Below are 20,420 nucleotides of genomic sequence, written 5' to 3' on the forward strand. Positions count from 1 at the left end.
CGGCGCCAAGGTCCTCTGCGGCAACATCCCCACCGCCAACGCCACCGTCTTCGTCATCGACAAGGTCATGATGCCCACCTCCTGACCTCACCGCCGATCGCCCCGCGGGATCGCGACCGACCTCCAGCCGGTCGCGATCCCGCGGGGCGATCGCTGACGCCGTTCACGAGCCCGGTGATCGCCGCGCGTCTCGACCAGGTCAGGGCGCGACCTGGAGGACCAGCTTGCCGCGGGTGCGTCCTCCCTGGCCGCGGCGGTGGGCTTCGGCGGCCTTCTCCAGGTCGAACACGTCCTCGACCTCGACGGTCACCGCGCCGCTGTCGATGAGCTCGGCGATGCGGGCGAGCGCGGGGCCGTCGGGTTCCACGAGGTAGGAGGCGGCCCGCACGCCGCGCTCCTGTGCGCGCGCCACCAGGTCGGGCGAGGCGCCGGAAGGCACCTCGATGAGCAGGCCACCGGGCCTGAGGACGTCGAGCGAGCGGGTGCTGGTGTGGTCGTGGCCGTCGCCGACGAGGTCGATGACCACGTCCACGTCGCGGACCACGTCCTCGAACCGGACCTCGGTGTAGTCGACGAGTTCGTCGGCGCCGAGCGCGGCGAGCCAGTCGTGCTTCACGGTGCGGGCCGTGCCGATGACGTGGGCGCCGAGGTGCTTGGCGAACTGCACGGCGAGGTGGCCGACACCGCCCGCCGCGGCGTGCACGAGCACCCGCTGACCGGCGGTCACGTGCGCGGCGTCGGTCAACGCCTGCCACGCGGTCAGCCCGGCCAGCGGCACGGCGGCGGCCTCGTGGTGGCTCAACCCCCGGGGCTTGCGGGTGAACTGGCGCGCGGGGGCGGTGACGTACTCGGCGTAGGCGCCCGCCTGGCGGGGGAACCACGGCATCCCGTACACCTCGTCGCCCACTTCGAGGGTGTGCACCCCGAAGCCGATCTCCTCCACGACGCCGGAGACGTCCCACCCGAGCACGAACGGCGGCTCGCCGAGCGAACCGGCCACCCCGTTGCCGGCGCGGGTCTTCCAGTCGACCGGGTTGATCCCCGCGGCGCGGACCCGCACCAGGACCTCGGTCGGCAGCGGCACGGGCCGCGCGACGGTGACCGGGCGCAACACCTCCGGGCCGCCGAACCGGTCCTGGCTGATCGCCCTCATGGTCGGTGTGGACATCGTGCTCCTCCTCGATCGTGTCCGGCCCCGGTTCCGGCGGCCCGCGTCGACGCCGCCGAAGCTACCCACCGGGCACTGGTAACCCGCAAGGGCAGCTACTATCCATTGGGAAGCGACACAGGTCAGAGGGGGATCGGCTCAGGATGGCGACGAGCTGCACCACGGACCGGCACGACCACCACGACGTCTACGCGGCGATGTGCCCGTGCCGCGACGTGCTCGACCTGCTGGCCAACAAGTGGTCCGCGCTCGCGATCGGCGCTCTCGAAGACAGCCCGCAGCGCTTCGGCGCGCTCCAGCGGCGCCTGGAAGGCGTGAGCCCGAAGGTGCTCACCGCCACGCTGCGCCGCCTTGAGGACGCCGGCTTCGTCACCCGGACCGTCTACCCGGCCGTTCCCCTGCACGTCGAGTACGCACTCACCGACCTCGGCTACAGCGTGGCCAAGCCACTGGCGCAGCTGCGCGACTGGGTCGAGGACAACCTGGACCGCATCCACCCGAAGGCGACGACGGGGGCCTGACGCCCGCGGCGCGGCGGGAGTTCGCACGGCCACGCGTTCGTCATGCGGTCGGAACGCGATCTGCTCACCGTTCTTCCACCACCCGGTCGAGTGGACGTGGTCCTGTCGGGTCAGGGACGGTCGCGGAGGCGCGCGGAACCTCCTGACCTGCCGGTGCGGCACGGCGAGGGCAGGACCACTCGGTCCGTGATCACCTGGATCGTCCCGGATGCCGTCGCTTCGGTGCGATCCACGCCGCGGTTCGGTGCGAGGTCTGCCGGACCGGCGGCGGCACCGGGACAATCGAGGTAGCCGCCGCTCGTGCGGTGGGAGCGGCGTGCCCACGGCGTTCCCACCAGGTAGAGGGGAACAGCCATGCGACGAGGGCGAAACTCCCGGCGTGCCGTGATCGGTGCGGTGGCCGTGGCGTTGTCCTGTGCCGGGATGTCGACGGGGAGCGCGCACGCGGCGCCCGCGACACCGGTGGGGCTGGAGTTGGACTACACGTGCGCGGTGACGTCCGGGCCGGAACTGGTCGTCGAGGCCGACGTGACGTTCGTGCTGCCGAAGGAAGGCGTCGCCGGCGGCGACATCCCGTACTCCGAGCCCGCGTTCATCGACGTCGACCTGGCGCTCGGCGGTGACCGGGCGGGGTTGGCGGCGCGCGGCGGGGTGCGGCTGGACGGTGACAGCACGGCCAGGCTCGCGGCGAGCTTCGCCGGACCCGTCACGTTGGAGAGCGAGGCCGTGCTGGCGTTCGCGCCGACGTGGGTCACCGCGTCGGGCGACGGGCTGCCGCTGGTGGCGGCGGGCGGGTTCCCCGAGTTGCGCTTCGACCGGGCCGGTGCCTACGCCATCCACCTCGGCGACCTGGAGCTGTCGCTGCGGCCCGAGCGGGCTGACGGCACGCCGTTGGGCACGATCACCGCCACGTGCGCGCCCGACCCGGCGCAGAGCGGCGCCCTGGGCACGCTGACCTCCGAGTCCAGCATCATCGAACACCCGGTGCGGCCGTCGCGATTGCAGGTGACCGCCGTGACGCCGACCAGCGCCTCGCTGACCTGGCACGCGGTCCCGTGGTGGTTCGACACCTGGGGCTACGAGGTCTACCTCGACGGTGCGAAGGTCGCGTTCACCACCGCCAAGCAGGCGACGATCACCGGCTTGGCGCCCGACAGCCAGCACCGGGTCAAGATCGTGACGCGGGACATGCGCGGCTTCTCGTCGCCACCGAGCCAGGGCCTGGTGTTCGCCACGCCGCCCACCGACAGCTGACACCGCGCACCGGCGACCCGCGCCGATCACGGACGACCTGCCACCGCCACGGGTTCAGCCTGTGCCGCGCGAGAGCTCCTGGTCGGCCAGCAGCGCCGGGATCTCGTGCACGCCGCCCAGCACGTGGGTCGGGTGCTCGGCGGACAGTTCCGCGCGCGTCTGGGCGCCGGTGAGGACGCCCGCGACGATCCCGGCGTGGGCGGCGAGGCCCGCGCGCACGTCCAGCGCCGTGTCGCCGGCGACCAGGACGTGCGCGGGGTCGGTGACACCGTGGTCGGCGACGACGGCGCTGAGCACGCGGTACACCGCGCCGCCTTCGTCCACTGTGGTGCCTGCGATGTCGAGCGCGGCGAGCGCGATCATGCGTGGTCTCCTTCGGACAGTCGGTGGCGGACGGCGGCGGAGAGCCGGTCGACCGCGACGATGAGCACGACGACCACGAGGATGTGGGTGAGCATCTCGTCGAACTTGAACAGCTTGATGGACTGGTTGATCAGGAACCCGATGCCGCCCGCCCCGACCAGGCCGAGCACCAGCGACGAGCGCACGTTGACCTCGCCGTTCTCGACCGGCGTCAACCCGGCGGCGGCGCGCAGCAGGGTGGACTGGCCCGAGCCGTTGGCGCCCAGCACGGCCGGCAGCTCGCCGCGCGCCACGGTGACGTCCACGCCGTGCAGCACGCGCCGGTCGCCGTAGCGGACGGTGATCCCGGACAGGGCCAGCATCAGATGTCCGCCTCGGTCAGGCCCATGGTCTCGGCCAGGTCGAACAGCGGCTGGTAGGTGGACCGGTCGACGGCGACCAGCGGGCCGGGCGGGTCGACGTCGAGCAGCTTGCCGATCTCGGCCACGGCGTCCGGCGGCAGCTCGAGCAGGGCGTCCTTCACCGCGGTCTTGAACTCCGGCGCCAGGTCGCCGCGCACCGTGATCGGGTCGTTCGGGATCGGCTCGGAGGTCCCCGTGAAGCGGTGCCCGCCGTGGCCACGTGGCTGGCCGGCCAGGGCGTCGGGTTCCACTGGCGCACCGCGGTGACCGGCGTCGAACCGGGCCTGGTCCGCACCACGCGCGGCGTGTTCGACGCCGACGCCACCGTCGTCGCCGTGGGCCACGACGTCGACCGCCTGCTGCCCGACCTCGCCGACGAAGCCGGCCTGCGACGCTGCCGCCTGCGGATGTTCGAGGTGGCACCACCCGGCGGGCACACCATCGACCCGGCCGTGCTGTCCGGCACGTCAATGCTGCGCTACCCCGGCCTCGCCCCCACCGTCCTCGACCACCTCAGCGTCGGCCGGCCCGAGCACACGCCCTGACCCGGCGGTCCGCCGCCGAGATCGGCACCCTCGTACGCGCCGAGATCGGTGTCACGAACCTCGGCCGGAACCGCCGGACAAGTGCGCTGTGCCCACGATCGTGGTGGGGGTCGGGTTTTGCCTTGAGCGTGTTGACGGCCGAAGATGGCCCGGTGGCGCGATCTTCTCCCGGTGGGGCAGCACGGCGGCGTTCGGCGGGTGCACCGAGCATTCGCGATGTCGCGGCCGCGGCCGGGGTGTCGTACCAGACCGTGTCACGGGTGCTCAACGACTCGCCGCGGGTTCGTCCGGACACCCGGCGGCAGGTGTTGGAGGCCATCGACCGGCTCGGGTACCGGCCGAACCGGGCGGCTCGTGCGCTCGGTCTCGGGCGTGCGCACGGGGTGACGGTCGTGACCGCGGACACGACGTTGTACGGGTACGCGTCCACCCTGCGCGGCATCGAGGAGGCGGCCCGGCCCCTGGGGCTGTCGGTCGGCATCCGGGTGGTCGAGTCGGAACGGCCCGACGACGTGCGGCACGCGGTCGAGTACGTCAGCGATCCCAGCGCGGGCGGGGTGGTCGTGATCGCGTTCGACGCGGCCGGTGCGGCGGTGTTGCGCGCCCTCCCGCTCGACGTGCCCGCGGTCGCCGCCACGGAGGCGGGCGGCCTGCCGGACGTCCCCCGCGAGATGATCTTCCTCGACGAACGTCAGGCCGCCTCCGACGCCACCCGTCACCTGCTGTCGCTCGGCCACCGCACGGTCCACCACGTGGCGATCCCCTCGGAGACGGGTGCCAGCGCACGTCAGGCGGGCTGGCGCGACGCCCTCGAACGAGCGGGCGCGCCGGTTCCCGCCGTCGTGCCGGGAGGCTGGGAACCGCGCTCCGCCTACCGGGCCGGACGTGCCTTGGCGGCGGATCCGCTGGTCACGGCCGTGCTGTGCGGCAACGACACGACGGCCATCGCGGTGCGCCGGGCGCTGTACGACGCGGGCCGCGACGTCCCGGGTGAGGTGAGCGTCGTGGGCTTCGACGACGTGCCGGGCGCGGAGTTCTGGACGCCCGCGCTCACCACCGTGCGGATGGACTTCGCCGCTCTGGGACGCGCGTGCCTGGCGGCCCTGCTGTCCGACGACGCCGATCCGGCGCCACGGGTCAAGCTCGACCCGCCGTGCCTGGTGGTACGCGAGTCGACGGCACCGCCGCCCACTCGCACCGGCATGTGACGGTAACAACAAGGTAACGGCCCCTTCTCTTCGACGCGTGTTAACGCTCACACTTCCTTCGGACCGGCGATGTGACCGGTCACATCACTGATCCGGGCTCGAACCTCGACGTGGAGGTCATGGCGGACATGAATCCGAAGACAGCGAGTCGCAGCAGGGTCCTGGGCGTGGTCCTGGCGGTGACCGCGGCGATGGTCACGGCGGTGCCGACGCAGGCCACCGCCGCACCGTCCCAACTGCTGGTCGACCTGGCCGCGAACACCGGAGCGCTGCGGTACGGCGCGACCGGGTTCCTGTACGGGCTCGGCGACGAGGGCATCCCCAACCAGACGATGCTCGCCGCGCTGCGCCCGCAGGTCACCGCGCAGAAGGCGCCGGACGGCCTGCAGCACCCCAACGGGGACGCGCTGAAGATCGCGCCGATGTTCAAGCGCGCCGGTGGCCGCGAGATCCAGATCTACATGCAGGACATCTACCGGGACTGGCCCTACGAGAACCTCGGGCTCGCCGACTACCTGTCCAAAGTGGACGTCATGGTGCGCAAGGTGGTCGCGGACCCGCACCGCTCGTCCTACGTGTACGTGCCGTTCAACGAACCGGACGGGATCTGGTACTCCACCGAGCTGCGCGGCCGGTTCCTGGCCGACTGGAAGACCGTGTACCAGCGCATCCGGTCCCTCGACCCCGGCGCCCGGATCGCGGGGCCGAACTTCGCCTCGTACCGGTCGGCCGACCTGCGCGCGTTCCTGACCTTCGCCCGGGACAACGGCGTGCTGCCGGACGTGACGGCGTGGCACGAGCTGGGCGACGACTTCTTCACGTCCTGGCAGCAGCACTTCGACGACTACCGCGCCATCGAGCGGAGCCTGGGCATCAGCCCCCGGCAGATCTCGATCAACGAGTACGGGCGGTTCTCGGGCGACCTCGGGGTGCCCGGCAACCTGGTCCAGTTCGTCTCGAAGTTCGAGGCGAGCAAGGTGGACGGCTGCCTGGCGTACTGGAGCACCGCGGGCGGGCTCAACGACCTGGTCACCCGCAACAACCAGGCGACCGGCGCGTGGTGGCTCTACAAGTGGTACGGCGAGCTGACCGGTCACACCGTCGCGGTCACGCCACCGTCGCCGAACGGTTCGCTGCAGGGCGTCGCGGCGCTGGACGCGGCCAAGCAGCAGGCCCGCGTGGTGTTCGGCGGCAACAACCCGGTGTCGGGCACCTACGACACGAACGTCGTCGTGCGGGGCCTGGGATCGGCGCCGTACCTGGGTTCCACCGTGCACGCGACGGTGTGGGGCGTGGACAGCTCGGGCCTCAACCCGTCCGCCGGGCCGTACGTGGTGGCCGAGGGCGACTTCGCGAGCAGCGGCGGGCAGGTCTCCATCCCGTTGACCGGTCTGAAGGGCACCTCCGCCTACCACGTGATCATCACGCCGAACAAGGACCTCGCCGCCGCCGGTCCTTCGTCGCGGTACCAGGCGGAGTACGCGCGCGTCGACGGTTCCGCCCGGATCACCCACGGTGGCAACACCGGCTACTCGGGCACGTACTTCGTCGAGGGCTACGGCGCCAGCACGACCGCGAGCACCAAGTTCGTCGTGACCGTGCCCGCGGACGGCTACTACAACCTCGGCCTGCGCTACTCGGCCGGCCCGTACAGCGGTGCCCCGGCGAACCGGTCGGTGCGACTGCGGCTCAACGGCGCCGACCTCACCGACCGGGCGCTGCCGGGCACCCCCGACTGGAACACCTGGAACACCGCCACCACCAAGGTGTTCCTGCCGGCCGGGATCAGCCAGGTCGAGGTGAACGCCTACGCGGGCGACGACCGCGACGCGGTCAACCTCGACTACCTCGACGTCACGCCGACCACCGGCACGGTGACGACCTACGAGGCCGAGGCGGCGGGCAACGCGCTGGGCGGCACGGCGGTGCGGGTGGACGACGCGGCGGCCTCCGGTGGCCGGTACGTCGGCTGGATCGGCGCCGGTGCGGCGAACACCTTGGGCTTCACCGGCGTCACGGTGCCCTCCGCCGGGCGCTACCGGATGGTGGTCGCCTACGCCAACGCCGAAGTCCAAGGCGACCACAGCTACAACAACAACATCGTGGACCGGGGCGCGGACATCAGGGTCAACGGCGGCCCGTCGAAGCGGGTGTACTTCCGCAACACGTTCGGCTGGTCGAACTACCACACGACGGTCGTCGACGTGGACCTCGCGGCCGGGGCGAACACGATCACGTTCGGCAACGCGTCGAGCGGCTACGTCCCGAACATCGACCTGATCCGGATCGCCGCGCCCCTCGGCTAGCGGTTCCCTCCCCACGCGCACGACAGGAGCAGCGTTGACTTCGTCGGAAACCGGTACGGGCCTGGTCTGGGGCCACTCGGCACTGGAACTGGTGCTGGACGTGCCCCTGGACGGTCCGGTGGCCGTGCGCACCTTGTCCGGCCGGGGCACCCGCCACCCGCACCGTGCCGCGCAGCCGTTGGTGGAGTTGCTGATCGCCGGTGCGGGACGGGCACGCGTGTCGCACCGGTTCTCGGACACCTCGCTCGGCCGGCGGCTCGTCCACATCGGCGACGCGCGCAGCCGGTTCGGGCCGTGGCACGAGCTGCGGGTCGACCAGCGCGACGACCACACCGGGCTGACCGCGGAGACCACCTTCCGGTCGGCGGACGGTGTGGGCGCGTGCCAGATCACCACCCGGGTGACCAACGGGGGCACCGAACCGGTGCTGCTGCTGGGCGTGACGTCCTTCGCCGCCGGTTTCGGTGGCCACCAGGTTGACGACCTCGACCTGGTGGCCGCCGACAGCGAGTGGCTCGGCGAGGGCCGGTGGACCCGGCGCCCGCTGCGCGACCGCGTGCCCGACCTCAACCTCCGGTCGCACGGCCAGCACGGTCGCGGCAGGATCGCGGTCGTCAGCGCGGGCGCCTGGTCCACCGGCACCCACCTGCCCACCGGCGGGCTGGTCGACCGCGTCGGCGGGCAGACCTGGCTGTGGCAGGTGGAGCACAACGGGCCGTGGCGGTGGGAGGTGGGCGAACGGCTCGACGGGGCGTACGTGGCCCTGCTCGGCCCGACCGACGTCGACCACCAGTGGCGGCGGCTGCTGGAACCGGGGGAGAGCTTCACCACCGTGCCGGCCTCGGTTGCGGTGTCCCACGACGGCTTGGACGGCGCCGCCGCGGAGCTGACCCGGCACCGGCGGGCACTGGTGCGACCGCACCGCGACCACACCGCGCTCCCGGTGGTGTTCAACGACTACATGAACACCCTGATGGGCGACCCGACCACGGCCAGGCTGCTGCCGCTGGTCGACGCCGCCGCGGCTGTCGGCGCCGAGGTGTTCTGCATCGACGCCGGCTGGTACGACGACGGCGCGAGCTGGTGGGACAGCGTGGGGGAGTGGCAGCCGTCGCAGACCCGGTTCCCGCGCGGCATCGAGGAAGTGCTCACCCGCATCCGCGAGCACGGCATGGTGCCCGGGCTGTGGCTGGAGCCCGAGGTCGTCGGGGTCCGCAGCCCGGTGGCCGACAAGCTGCCGGAGGAGGCTTTCCTGCGGCACGGCGGGGTGCGGGTGGTCGAGCACGACCGCTACCACCTGGACCTGCGCCACCCGGCGGCGGTCGCGCACCTGGACGAGGTGGTCGACCGGCTGGTCGAGCAGCTCGGCGTCGGCTACTTCAAGCTGGACTACAACATCGACCCCGGCGTGGGCACCGACGTCGGCGCCGACAGCGCGGGCGACGGCCTGCTCGGCCACAACCGCGCGCACCAGGCGTGGCTGGACCGCGTCCTGGACCGCCACCCGGACCTGGTGCTGGAGAACTGCGCGTCCGGGGCGATGCGGATGGACTACGCACTGCTGTCCCGGATGCAGCTGCAGTCGACCAGCGATCAGCAGGACCCGCTGCGCTACCCGCCGATCGCGGTGGCGGCCCCGCTGTCGGTGCTGCCGGAGCAGTCGGCGAGCTGGGCCTACCCGCAGCCCGACATGTCCGCCGAGCAGGTGGCGTTCACGCTGGTCACCGGGATGCTCGGGCGGCTCTACCTGTCCGGGCACCTGGACCACACGGACGCCGGACAGCTCGACGCGGTGCGTGACGCCGTGCGCGTCCACCAGGACATCCGCGCCGACCTGGCCAAGTCGGTGCCGGTGTGGCCGCTCGGCCTGCCCGGCTGGGAGGACCCGTGGCTCAGCCTCGGGCTGCGGACGGGTGACGTCACCTACCTCGCGGTGTGGCGCCGGACCGGCACGACGACTCCCATCACGCTCCCCCTCCGCCACCTGCGCGACCGGCAGGTCCAGGTCGAGGTGCTGTACCCGGGGCGGCTGCCCGCCTGGACCAGTGAGTGGTCCGCCGACACCGGGGCGCTGACCGTGACCCCGACCGACCGCGAACCGGCCGCCGCACGGCTGTTCCGCATCACCGCCACCGATCTACTCCCCTAGAGGACCGACCACCATGAAGAAGCGATTCGGCGTCGTCGCGGCAGCGCTCGCACTGGCGTTGACGGCGTGCAGCGACCCCGGCGCGGACACCTCCGCCGACACCCCCGTCACGTGGGCCGACCCCACCGCGAAGCTCGACGGTGTCGAGCTGACCATCTGGGCCGCGCAGAACAGCAACACCGTGCCCGAGTCGGTCGTCGCGGGCTTCGAGCAGGCGACCGGCGCGTCGGTCGACATCGTCACCATCCCCGACCCGTACGAGCAGGGCGTGCAGACCAAGGTGGCCACCGGTGACAAGCCGGACCTCGCGTTCTGGCAGCCGACCGCGTCCATGCTCACCGCGATCAACGCCAAGGCCAACCTGCAGCCCCTCGGCGGCGCGCCCTGGCTGCCGCAGCTCGCGCCCGCGCTGCGCGACATCACCGGCATCCTCGACCACACCCGCTACGCCGCACTGGTGACCAGCCCGGCCGTCGAGGGCGTCTACTACAACAAGGAGGTCTTCGCCGCCAACGGCATCACCTCGACGCCGAAGGACTTCGGCGAGATGGTGGCCCTGGCGCGCACGCTCAAGGCCAAGGGCGTCACGCCGTTCCACGAGATGGCCGGTGACCGCTGGGCCACGCAGTGGTGGGTGCAGGTCCAGCTCGCCGACGCGGCGAAGGACGGCCTGTGGGAGCGGATCAACACCGGTGGTGAGACGTTCTCCGGCAAGCCGGTGCTGGACGCGATCACGAAGTACAAGTCCCTCATCGACGAGGGCCTGTTCAACGCCGACATCAAGACCGCGAAGTTCGAGGACCAGGGCACCGCCCTGCTCGACGGCGAGGCCGCGATGGTCGTGCAGGTCGACTCCTTCTTCGGCCAGCTCCAGGCCAAGGCCGACACCGCGACCCTGGACCGGAAGATCGGCTTCTTCCCGATCTCGCCGTCCGGCAACATCGGGACGTTCATCCCCGACCAGTCCAACGCGCTGGTCGCCTTCAAGACCGGCGACGCGAAGCGGGAAGGCGCGGCCCGGCAGCTCCTGTCCTACTGGATGGGCCCCGGCTACGAGAAGTTCGTGCAGGACCGCAAGACCGTCTCCCTCCAGCCCGCCGTGCAGAACCCGCCGGGAGTGCCCCAGGCGCTGCTCGACGTGCACGCCGCACTGCCCACGGCCGTCGGTTCGATGCAGGCGCTGGCCGTGGCCAACCCGGACCTCTACCTCAACCTCGCCGACATGATCACCGGCACCATGACCCCCGAGCAGGTGGCCGAAGCCACCCAGAACCAGTTCGAACAACTCGCCAAGGCCGCCGGCGTCCCCGGCTTCTGACCGGACGCGCGCCGGGCGCGGCCCTCGCGTCCGGCGCGCGCCACCCCTCTCAAGGAGCTCCACCGCGATGTCCACGGCCCAGCAGACACCGGTGCCGGTCCACTCCGGCACGCAGACACCCGCGCCGGTGCCCCGGCGCCCTCCCGGCACCGCGCACCGGCGCACGCACCCGATGTGGTTCATCGCACCGGCGCTCGCGATCCTCGGCGTGTTCTTCTTCCTGCCGACCCTGTTCAACTTCGTCTACGCGTTCACCGACTGGTCCAGCTTCAAGAGCGACATCAACGCGGTCGGCATCGAGAACTTCACCGACCTGGCCGCGGACGGCACCCTGTTCAGCGCCCTGCGGATCACCGTCGTCTACGCGGTCCTGGTCGCGGTGTTCCAGAACGCGTTCGGCTTCGCGCTGGCCGTCCTGCTCGAACGCGACACCCGGCTCAACCGGGTCGTCCGGGTCTTCTTCCTCATCCCGGTGCTGATGTCCGCCCTCGCCGTGGGTTACGTCTTCCAGGCCCTGCTCAAACCGGACGGCAGCCTCAACCAGCTGATCGAGGCCGTCACCCGACACCCGTTCCAGTACGCCTGGCTGGGTGATACGACCTGGACGATCGTCGTGGTCGCGGTGATCCACGCGTGGAAGTGGATGGGTCTGTCCATGCTCATCTACCTGGCCGGACTCAAGACGATCCCCGAGGACCTGCTGGAGGCCGCCCACATCGACGGCGCGTCGCGCTGGCGGGCGTTCTGGGCGATCAAATCTCCGCTGCTGGCGCCCGCCGTGACGTTCAACGTCGCCACCGCGCTGCTGGGCTCGATGAACGGCTTCGACATCGTGCAGGCCACCACCGGCGGCGGACCGGCCCGCACCACCGAAATCCTCAACATCTTCATCTACCGGACCTTCGGCCAGGGCCTCTTCGCCCAGGCCACCACCATGAGCCTGGTGCTGTTCCTGCTCGTCGCGCTCATGGCGTTCCCGGTCATCCGCTTCCTGCGCAAGCGCGAGGAGATCCTGTGACGACAGCACCACGGCTCAGCGACGCACGCGTGTGGACCCGGCTCCAGCCGTTCGTGGCGGTACTGCTCGGCGCGATCGTCATCGGCATACCCCTGTGGCTCGTCGTCGTCACCGCGGGCAAGTCGCAGGGCGAAGCACTGGCCCCGAACCTCGCGCTGCCCTCGCAGTGGCACCTGTGGGAGAACTTCGCCACCGTGTGGACCGCCGGCGAGATCCCGGCCGCCTTCTTCGGCAGCCTGCTCGTCGTCGTGCCCACCGTCGCCGGCGTCCTCGTCGTCGGATCGCTCGCCTCCTGGGTGCTGGCCCGCCGCGCCACCCGCCTCACCGCCGTGCTCTACGCCCTGGCCATCAGCGGGATCGTGCTGCCGCCCGCCGTGGTCACCGTGGTCCTCCTCCTGCGCCACCTCGGTCTCGCGGGCACCGCCCTCGGCATGATCGGCGTCTACACGGGCATCTACCTGTCCACGGTGATCTTCTTCGTCACCGGTTTCGTCCGCACGATCCCGGTGTCGCTGGAGGAGGCCGCCCAGATCGACGGCGCAGGCCCGTTCACCGTGTTCCGCCGGGTCGTGCTGCCCATGCTGCGCCCGGTGCTGGCCACCGCCACCATCCTCATCTGCCTCTACGTGTGGAACGACGTCTTCTACGCGTTCTTCGTCGTCGGCGGCCGACTCGACACCTTGCCGCTCAACCTGTTCCGCGTCGCGAGCGCCGGGCTCTACCTGAACAACTGGCACCTCGTCTTCGCCTACGTGATCCTCATGAGCCTCCCGCTGGTCGCCGTGTTCGTCGTGGCGCAGCGAAAGATCATCTCCGGCATCACCAGCGGTGCCGTGAAGTAGGCGGACCGCGCCCGGGTAACGCTTGTGTAACGGCAGCTTGTCGTGAGCTGGGCCACGAAGCTAGCGTCAACGATGACTTAACGAAAGTCGCCACTGGCAAATGATCTAAGAAGCGCTTCGCCGTGCCTGCCGCTCTATTACGTCAACGTTGACGTAAAGGATGGTCACCTCACCGACAAGGAACTCCACATGATCATCGTTGGTGGCGAGGCCCTGGTGGACCTCGTGCCCGACCGCTCCGGCGGCTACCTCCCCATCCCCGGTGGCAGCCCCGCCAACACCGCGGTCGGCCTCGGCAGGCTCGGCACGCCGACCGCGCTGCTGGCGCGCCTGGCCGACGATCGCCTGGGCGCACTGCTGCGCGCTCACCTCGAAACCTCCAACGTCGACCTGCGCTACCTCGCCGCGTCGACCGCGCCGACGACGCTCGCCGTGGTGGACGTCGACCGGGACGGCGTGGCGGACTACTCGTTCTACATCGACGGTTGCGCAGACGGCGGTTGGCAGGTGGCCGACCTGCCGTCCGCTCTCCCGCCGGACGCGGCACTGCACGTGGGCGGGTCCTTCGCCCTCGCGGTCGAGCCGATGGCCGCGGTGTTCGAAACCCTGCTGTCCCGTGAACACCCCCAACGCGTCATCACCTTCGACCCCAACATCCGTCCGTCGCTCATCGGCGACGACACCGCCGTGCGGGCCCGGTTGCGGCGCTGGCTCGGCATGGTCGACGTCGTCAAGGTCAGCGCCGACGACCTGCGGTGGATCGCCCCCGGCCGCCCCCTCGCCGACGTCGTGTCCGAGTGGCACGACCAAGGGGCCGCTCTCGTCGTCGTGACCCGCGGAGCGGAGGGCGTCCACGCCTCCGGGCCCACCGGCCACGTCGACCTGCCCGCCCTGCCCGTCGACGTCGTCGACACCGTGGGTGCCGGGGACGCCTTCATGGCGGGCCTGCTGGCCGCCTTCGACCGCAACGACCTGCTCACCCGGACCAACCTGACCACCGTGACCCACGTCGAGCTGACCGACACCGTCACCTACGCCCAACGCGTCGCGGCCATCACCTGCACCCGCCCCGGCGCCGACTCACCGTGGTTCGACGAACTGCTCCCCGATGAAGTCCGCTGCGTGACCTGAGCCCGGACCGCCCCGAAGCAAGCTCCCCCTTCCCGCCGACGTGAAGTGAGGCCGGCATGCGCAGATTCCTCAAGCGATCGCCCAGGCGTCGCACCACCACCGTGATGGCCGTGGCGATCCTGGTCGCGATCACCGCCATCGCCGCGCCCTCGGCGCAAGCGGCGCCCTACCCGGAGTACCCCTACGACGCGACCGACTACAACGAGCCGTTGCGCGGCCAGTTCCACTTCAGCTCGCAAGGCGGCTGGATGAACGACGTGAACGCGCCGCTGTACCACAACGGCGTCTACCACCTGTTCTACCAGCACAACCCGCACGGCATGTACTGGGACACGATGCACTGGGGTCACGCGACCAGTCGGGATCTCGTGCACTGGACGCAGCAGCCGATCGCCCTGGAGCCGAGCCTGCACAACGCCACGCTGTTCTCCGGCGGCGGCTGGGTCGACCACAACAACGTCACCGGTCTCAAGACCGGCACCGAGGCGCCGATCCTGTTGTTCACCAACACCAACGGTGTCTCGATCGCCTACAGCACCGATGGCGCGCGAACGTTCCGGATGTACAACGGCGGCGCCAAGGTGATCTCCACGCCGTACGAGTCCCGCGACCCCAAGGTCTACTGGGACGCGGCACGCAACCGGTGGGGCATGGTCTTCTGGGGCAACGAAGGCGGCAACACCGCGAAGTTCTACAGCTCCACGAACCTGCTCGACTGGACCTACCGCGGCGAGTACCGCGCCGACTGGCTGTTCGAGTGCCCCGACCTCTACCAACTCCCCGTCGACGGCAACACCGCCAACCCGAAGTGGGTGTTGCAGGACGCCAGTGGCGAGTACGTGATCGGCACGCTGAACAGCGCCGGTGTCTTCGTGCCGGACGCCGGCTGGTCGCGACCGCAGCGGATGGACGTGGGACGCACCGACTTCGGCGGGACCGCCTACGCCGGGCTCACCTTCACCAACATGCCCGACAACCGGGTGGTCCAGATGTTCTGGCAGCCCGGCAACAAGGGCGCCACCTGGACCGGCAACGCCTCCTTCCCCGCCCAGCTCGGCCTGCGGACGTTCCCCGAAGGCATCCGGGTCACCCGCAACCCCGTCACCGAGATCTCGACCATCCGCCAGCCGGCGCAGACCTGGAGCAACCTGACCATCTCCAACGACCTCGCCACCAACCCGTTCAACGGCATCTCCGCCGACACCTACGAGATCGAGGCGACCTACGACCTCGCGGGAGCCACGGCCACCGACTTCGGCTTCGAGCTGCACCGACGCGCCGACGGCACCCGTGACGCGGCGATCGGCTACGACCGCGTCCGGCAGACCCTCGCCGACGCACCCATGCCACCGGTGGACAACCGCGTCAAGCTGCGGGTCCTCGTCGACCGCGGGCAGCTGGAGACCTTCGGCAACGACGGCAAGGTCTCGGTCACCGACAACGTCGACTTCGACTCTTCCAGCCGCAGCCTGGGCATCCGCACCTACGCCAACAACGGCACGGTCCGCCTCGAATCACTGACGTTCCGGCGGCTGGGCAAGGCCTGGAGCAGCGCACCGAGCGGACGGGACCAGGGCGTCGGCATGATCAAGTGGAACGGCGCGAACAAGTGCGTCGACCGTGACAACGCCACCGCTCTCGTCCTGATCTGGGACTGCTGGAACGGCACCAACCAGCGCTGGACGTTCACCGCCGCCGGGAAGATCAAGATCGGCAACGAGTGCCTCGACCAACCCGGTGAGACCATCGGCAACGGCGCCAGGCTCAAGACGCACCCCTGCTGGGGCGGTGACAACCAGCGCTGGATCCGCATCGGCACGAACCAGTACCAGAACTCGTGGTCCAAGCGCTGCCTCGACCTCGACGCCGGCAACGCCACCAACGGCCGCCAACTGCAGGTGTGGGACTGCGTCGGCGGCCCGAACCAGACGTGGAGCATGCCGACCAACTGAGGACAAACGGTCCGACGCGGGGTGGGCGGTCGCACCTCCACCCTGCGTCCCGCCACTTCGTGACCAGGCGGCTCTACGGAGCCGGGGGCTCGGTGTGGATGAGCGGGCGGACCGAGTCGCGGATGACGATGTGGGTGCCCAACAGGACGTGCTCGGCCACCTGGGACTTGTTCCGCACGCGTTCGAGGGCCATGCGCACGGCGGTGCGGCCCAGTTCCTCGTGTGGCACGTGGACGGTGGTCAGGTCGATGTCGGCGGACGGGGACAGGTCGTCGAAGCCCACCAGCGAGATGTCGTCGGGGACCCGCAGGCCGTGTTCGCGCAACGCCTGCCGTGCGCCGGCGGCGATCAGGTCGTTGCAGGCGAAGACGGCGGTGAAGTCGGGCGGTCCGGCGGCGAGCCGTTCGCCGATCATCCGGTGGCCCTCGCGGCGCTCCATGCTGCCCACCACCTCCAGGCCGGGGTCGTGGGGGACGCGGTGGTCCGCCAGGGCCTTGCGGTAGCCCGCGATGCGGCTGTCCTGCGTGCTGTAGTCGTCACGGCGGCCGAGGAACAGGATGCGCCGGTGGCCCGCCGACAGCAGGTGGCTGGTGATGGCGTGCGCTCCGCCGGTGTTGTCGTACTCGACGACCAGCGCGGGCACGTCCGGGCCGAGGGCCGGGCGCCCGCACAGCACGAGTTGCGAGCCCGCCAGCGCCAACGCGCGGGCGTAGTCGACCATCCGCTCCCGGTAGGCCTGGTCGGCCACGACGTTGCCCACCAGGATCACGCACTCGGCGTGCTCCTCGCGCATGAGCTGGACCGTGGCCAGCTCGCGCTCCGGGTCGCCGCCGGTGGTGCCGACGATGCACAGCTTGCCGTCGACCGCGGCCTGCGCCTGCACGCCCTGCGCGACGTGCGCGTAGTGCGGTGAGACGACGGAGTTGACGATGATGCCGACGCTGCGGCTGCTCGCACCGGCCAGGCCGCGCGCGTTGGCGTTGGCCACGTAGTCCAGCTCGCGCACGGCCTTCAAGACCCTGGTGCGGGTGGCAGGTGCGCTGGGGTAGGTGCCGGACAGGATCCGGGACACCGTGGCGACGGAGACGCCCGCGTGTGCGGCCACGTCGCGGATCGTCGTGGGGCGTGGCACCCCGCTGTCGGACGCCGCGCGCCGGACCATCCCGCCCCCTCGTTGCCGAAACCCGGTGGTAAACCGCTTACACGAGATGTTTCCGGCTGACCGTCCTGGTGTCAAATCACCGCAGGTCGAGCGGCGTGCGCCAGGCGTCGCCGCGATGGTCCGCCCGTGCTGCGGACGCCGTAAACGCATCCCGTTCGACGGGTGGCTGTTGACAGAAAATGCGTGCGATGCTGCGATCATGTGCATGTAAACGGTTCAACCGGGAGTCGTTCCACCTGTGCAACGCTCACCCCTTGTGGAGTCCGCATGTCGATGATCTCGCGACGAAATCTCCTGCTCGGCGCGGCCGCGGTCGGTGCCGCCGGTCCGTTCGTCCACCCCGTGGCCCCAGCGGCTGCCGAACCCGGCACAGGTGCCGCGGTGAGCGGCCTGCCGGAGGACGGCGTCCCACTCCGGTGGTTGGAAGGCGGCACACCCCGGCAACTGGCCGCCGGGTCCACGTGGGGCGTGCCGTGGCCGAAGGGCAAGGTGCCCCGGGAGCAGGCGTTCGCCTTGCGCACCGCCGCCGGGCAGCAGGTTCCCGTGCAGACGTGGGCCACCGCGTACTGGCCGGACGGTTCGCTGAAGTGGACCGCGCACGCCATCGGCGCCGACGTGCCACCGGCCGAGCAGTACGTGCTCACCGGTGGAACGCCCGCGACTCCCGCGACCGCCGTGACCGTCGAGGACGGTCGCGAGCAGGTGGTGGTGAGCACCGGCGTGGTCCGGTGCGTGATCCCCAAGAAGGGCGACCAGCTGGTGCGCGCCCTGTTCCGGGGCGACCGCGAGATCGCCCGCAACGGCAGGCTGGTGTGCCTGCGGCAGGACGAGCCGGGTGACGACGAGGGCGGCGCGGCGAAGCCGGAGAGGTTCACCGGCCGCACGGAGACGGTGACGGTCGAGCAGTCCGGCCCGGTCCGCGCGGTGGTCAGGGTCGACGGCGGCCACCGCCACGGCAACCGCACGTGGCTGCCGTTCACCGTGCGGCTGTACTTCTACGCCGGCAGCGACGGCATCCGCGCCGTGCACACGTTCGTGTACGACGGCGACGAGAAGAAGGACTTCATCCGCGGCCTGGGCATCCGGTTCGAGGTGCCGATGCGCGACGAGCCGCACGACCGGCACGTGCGCTTCGCCGGACCGGGCGACGGCGTGCTGTCCGAAGCGGTGCGCGGTGTCACCGGCCTGCGGCGCGATCCCGGTGCGGCGGTCCGCCAGGCCCAGGTCGCGGGACGGGCCACCCCGCCGGTGCACACGTGGGACACGCGGGTCGGCTCCCGGCTGCACCTCGTCCCCGCGTTCGGCGACTACTCGCTGCGCCAGCTCACCGCGGACGGCTTCCAGGTCCGCAAGCGCACCAAGCCGGGCCACGGCTGGCTCCCCGTCGACTCCGCAGGCCGGGCCGGCGGGCTCGGCTACGTCGGCGGTCCGAGCGGCGGGTTCGCCTTCGGCATGCGCCACTTCTGGCAGCTGCACCCCACCGGGCTCGACATCCGGGGCGCGGCCGGCGACACCGCCGAGGTGACGGTGTGGCTGTGGTCGCCCGACGCCGCGCCGATGGACCTGCGCTTCTACCACGACGGCATGGGCCAGGACACCTACGCCGAGCAGCTGGAAGGCCTGGAGATCACCTACGAGGACTACGAACCGGGCTTCGGCACGCCGTACGGGATCGCCCGCACGACCGAGCTGGTGTTCTGGGCGCTGGAGTCGACTCCCGCCGCGGCCCGGGTCGCGGAGCTGGCGCAGGCGGTGCGGACGCCGCCGCAGGTCGTCGCACCACCGGCGCACCTGCACGCGGCCGGCGTGTTCGGCGACTGGGCGCCGGTCGACCGCTCGACCCCGGCCAAGGCGCGCATCGAGGACCGCCTGGACTTCCTGTTCGACTACCACAGCGGGCAGGTCGAGCAGCGGTCCTGGTACGGCTTCTGGGACTACGGCGACATCATGCACAGCTACGACCCGGACCGGCACGTGTGGCGCTACGACGTCGGCGGTTACGCGTGGGACAACTCCGAGCTGTCTACCGACCTGTGGCTCTGGTACCACTACCTGCGCACCGGCAAGGCCGAGGTGTACCGGTTCGCGGAGGCGATGACGCGGCACACCGGCGAGGTCGACGTCTACCACCTGGGCAAGTGGCAGGACCTGGGCACGCGCCACGGCGTGCAGCACTGGGCCGACAGCGCCAAGCAACTGCGCATCAGCAACGCGGGCTACCGCCGCTTCCTCTACTTCCTCACCGCCGACGAGCGCACCGGTGACCTGATGCGCGACCTCGTGGACGCCGACCGGACTTTCCTGGCGCTCGACCCGATCCGCAAGATCCGCACCGGCCCGTACGAACCGGACCCGCACGCGCTCAGCGTCGGCACCGGCACGGACTGGAGCGGCCTCGCGCTGGCGTGGCTGACCGAGTGGGAGCGCGGCGGCGACCCGATCGCCCGCGAGAAGCTCCTCAACGGCATGCGCACCATCGCGGCGATGCCCAACGGGTTCGCGCAGGGCAGCGGCCTGTACGACCTCGACAACGGCTCGTTCGCGCCCGCGCAGCCGGCGGTGAACGTCGGTTCGCTGGGGTCGGTGTTCGGCTTGGTCGAGGTGTGCAGCGAGCTGATCGACCTGACCGGCGACGAGGCGTTCACCAGGGCGTGGCTGCGGTACTGCCGCCTCTACAACGGCACCACCGCCGAGCAGCAGGCCGAGACGGGCCAGTCCTGGGGCAGCCTCAACCTGCGCCAGGCCCACTCCCGACTCACCGCCTACGCCGCCGCGAAGCTCGGCGACACCGCCTTGGCCGCACGGGCGTGGAAGGAGTTCGACACCGGCCACGCCGGTTACCCGCGCACGCTGGAGTTCAAATCCGTGCGGGTGCAAGGTCCGACTGTGCTCAAGCCGGTCGACGAGGCCGGCTTCGCCTCGGTCAACGCCTCCGCCCAGTACGGCCTGGCCGCCATCCAGTGCCTGGCCCTCGTGGGAGACCACCTTCCCTCGTAGCCAGACCGAGGCCCTCTCACCGGGCACCCCTCCGCAGCGGCCCGCCACGGGAGATCCGTGGCGGGCCGCGGTGTCACCGTGCCGA

At 71.0% G+C, this 20,420-nt stretch carries 17 protein-coding genes and 1 pseudogene; 13 read left to right on the plus strand and 5 right to left on the minus strand.

Features of this window, described 5'->3' with window-relative positions; genetic code table 11:
• A pseudogene (locus B0I31_RS42410) lies at positions 1–85 on the plus strand (fasciclin domain-containing protein); the annotation flags it as partial.
• A 114-nt stretch (positions 86–199) separates the two neighbouring features.
• Here B0I31_RS42410 and B0I31_RS38735 read toward each other — a convergent pair.
• The gene (locus tag B0I31_RS38735; RefSeq protein WP_219911004.1) at positions 200–1,153 is read right to left on the minus strand and encodes an NADP-dependent oxidoreductase; all 954 of its coding nucleotides are present in this window, start codon (positions 1,151–1,153) and stop codon (positions 200–202) included.
• Positions 1,154–1,311: 158 nt separating this feature from the next.
• Here B0I31_RS38735 and B0I31_RS38740 point away from each other — a divergent pair, with 158 nt between their 5' ends.
• Together B0I31_RS38740 and B0I31_RS38745 are read left to right on the plus strand one after the other, a co-directional pair.
• Positions 1,312–1,689, plus strand: coding sequence for a winged helix-turn-helix transcriptional regulator (locus B0I31_RS38740; protein WP_106620362.1), 378 nt, complete (start codon positions 1,312–1,314; stop codon positions 1,687–1,689).
• A gap of 354 nt (positions 1,690–2,043) precedes the next feature.
• Entirely contained in the window at positions 2,044–2,943 is a 900-nt protein-coding gene (locus B0I31_RS38745) for a fibronectin type III domain-containing protein (protein ID WP_146174118.1), read from the plus strand.
• Positions 2,944–2,997: 54 nt separating this feature from the next.
• On the opposite strand, the gene B0I31_RS38750 is transcribed toward B0I31_RS38745, so the two are convergent.
• From B0I31_RS38750 to B0I31_RS42415, 3 genes are read right to left on the minus strand one after another with little or no spacing between them, the layout of a single operon-like run.
• The gene (locus B0I31_RS38750; RefSeq protein WP_106620364.1) at positions 2,998–3,306 is read right to left on the minus strand and encodes an HAD family hydrolase; all 309 of its coding nucleotides are present in this window, start codon (positions 3,304–3,306) and stop codon (positions 2,998–3,000) included.
• Positions 3,303–3,668 carry an ATP-binding cassette domain-containing protein gene (locus tag B0I31_RS38755; RefSeq protein ID WP_106620365.1) on the minus strand — a complete coding sequence of 122 codons (366 nt, stop codon included), beginning with the start codon at positions 3,666–3,668 and terminating at the stop codon, positions 3,303–3,305. The genes B0I31_RS38750 and B0I31_RS38755 overlap by 4 nt, the downstream gene beginning before the upstream one ends.
• Positions 3,668–3,865 carry a hypothetical protein gene (locus B0I31_RS42415; protein WP_245950773.1) on the minus strand — a complete coding sequence of 66 codons (198 nt, stop codon included), beginning with the start codon at positions 3,863–3,865 and terminating at the stop codon, positions 3,668–3,670. Before B0I31_RS42415 ends, B0I31_RS38755 begins: the two co-directional genes overlap by 1 nt.
• Before the next feature lie 45 nt (positions 3,866–3,910).
• On the opposite strand from B0I31_RS42415, the gene B0I31_RS42420 reads away from it, so the two are divergent.
• The 9 genes from B0I31_RS42420 to B0I31_RS38800 all read left to right on the plus strand — a co-directional run bounded on the left by B0I31_RS42420 (position 3,911) and on the right by B0I31_RS38800 (position 16,176).
• Positions 3,911–4,252: an FAD-dependent oxidoreductase gene (locus B0I31_RS42420; RefSeq protein WP_342751538.1), complete on the plus strand. Its 342-nt coding sequence runs from the start codon at positions 3,911–3,913 to the stop codon at positions 4,250–4,252.
• 152 nt (positions 4,253–4,404) lie between these two features.
• Positions 4,405–5,460 (plus strand): LacI family DNA-binding transcriptional regulator, encoded by a 1,056-nt coding sequence (locus B0I31_RS38765; RefSeq protein WP_106620367.1) that lies wholly within the window; start codon positions 4,405–4,407, stop codon positions 5,458–5,460.
• A 128-nt stretch (positions 5,461–5,588) separates the two neighbouring features.
• Entirely contained in the window at positions 5,589–7,766 is a 2,178-nt protein-coding gene (locus B0I31_RS38770; RefSeq protein ID WP_106620400.1) for a carbohydrate-binding protein, read from the plus strand.
• A 34-nt stretch (positions 7,767–7,800) separates the two neighbouring features.
• Positions 7,801–9,915 (plus strand): glycoside hydrolase family 36 protein, encoded by a 2,115-nt coding sequence (locus B0I31_RS38775; protein WP_219911000.1) that lies wholly within the window; start codon positions 7,801–7,803, stop codon positions 9,913–9,915.
• A gap of 13 nt (positions 9,916–9,928) precedes the next feature.
• Entirely contained in the window at positions 9,929–11,233 is a 1,305-nt protein-coding gene (locus B0I31_RS38780; RefSeq protein WP_106620368.1) for an ABC transporter substrate-binding protein, read from the plus strand.
• Between the two features lie 67 nt (positions 11,234–11,300).
• The gene (locus B0I31_RS38785) at positions 11,301–12,251 is read left to right on the plus strand and encodes a carbohydrate ABC transporter permease (protein WP_181320763.1); all 951 of its coding nucleotides are present in this window, start codon (positions 11,301–11,303) and stop codon (positions 12,249–12,251) included.
• Positions 12,248–13,093: a carbohydrate ABC transporter permease gene (locus B0I31_RS38790; protein ID WP_106620369.1), complete on the plus strand. Its 846-nt coding sequence runs from the start codon at positions 12,248–12,250 to the stop codon at positions 13,091–13,093. Before B0I31_RS38785 ends, B0I31_RS38790 begins: the two co-directional genes overlap by 4 nt.
• A gap of 189 nt (positions 13,094–13,282) precedes the next feature.
• Positions 13,283–14,224, plus strand: a complete 942-nt coding sequence (locus B0I31_RS38795; protein WP_106620370.1) for a carbohydrate kinase family protein — start codon at positions 13,283–13,285, stop codon at positions 14,222–14,224.
• Positions 14,225–14,280: 56 nt separating this feature from the next.
• Positions 14,281–16,176 carry a GH32 C-terminal domain-containing protein gene (locus B0I31_RS38800; RefSeq protein WP_146174119.1) on the plus strand — a complete coding sequence of 632 codons (1,896 nt, stop codon included), beginning with the start codon at positions 14,281–14,283 and terminating at the stop codon, positions 16,174–16,176.
• A 73-nt stretch (positions 16,177–16,249) separates the two neighbouring features.
• Here B0I31_RS38800 and B0I31_RS38805 read toward each other — a convergent pair whose 3' ends face one another.
• On the minus strand, positions 16,250–17,338 hold the full coding sequence (locus tag B0I31_RS38805; RefSeq protein ID WP_106620372.1) for a LacI family DNA-binding transcriptional regulator: 1,089 nt from the start codon (positions 17,336–17,338) through the stop codon (positions 16,250–16,252).
• A gap of 267 nt (positions 17,339–17,605) precedes the next feature.
• Between B0I31_RS38805 and B0I31_RS38810 the strand changes: the two genes are divergently transcribed.
• A complete protein-coding gene (locus B0I31_RS38810) occupies positions 17,606–20,335 on the plus strand; it encodes an exo-rhamnogalacturonan lyase family protein (RefSeq protein WP_106620373.1) in 2,730 nt (909 codons plus the stop codon).
• Positions 20,336–20,420: the final 85 nt, after the last annotated feature.

Source organism: Saccharothrix carnea, assembly GCF_003014735.1.
Taxonomy (GTDB): Bacteria; Actinomycetota; Actinomycetes; order Mycobacteriales; family Pseudonocardiaceae; genus Actinosynnema; species Actinosynnema carneum.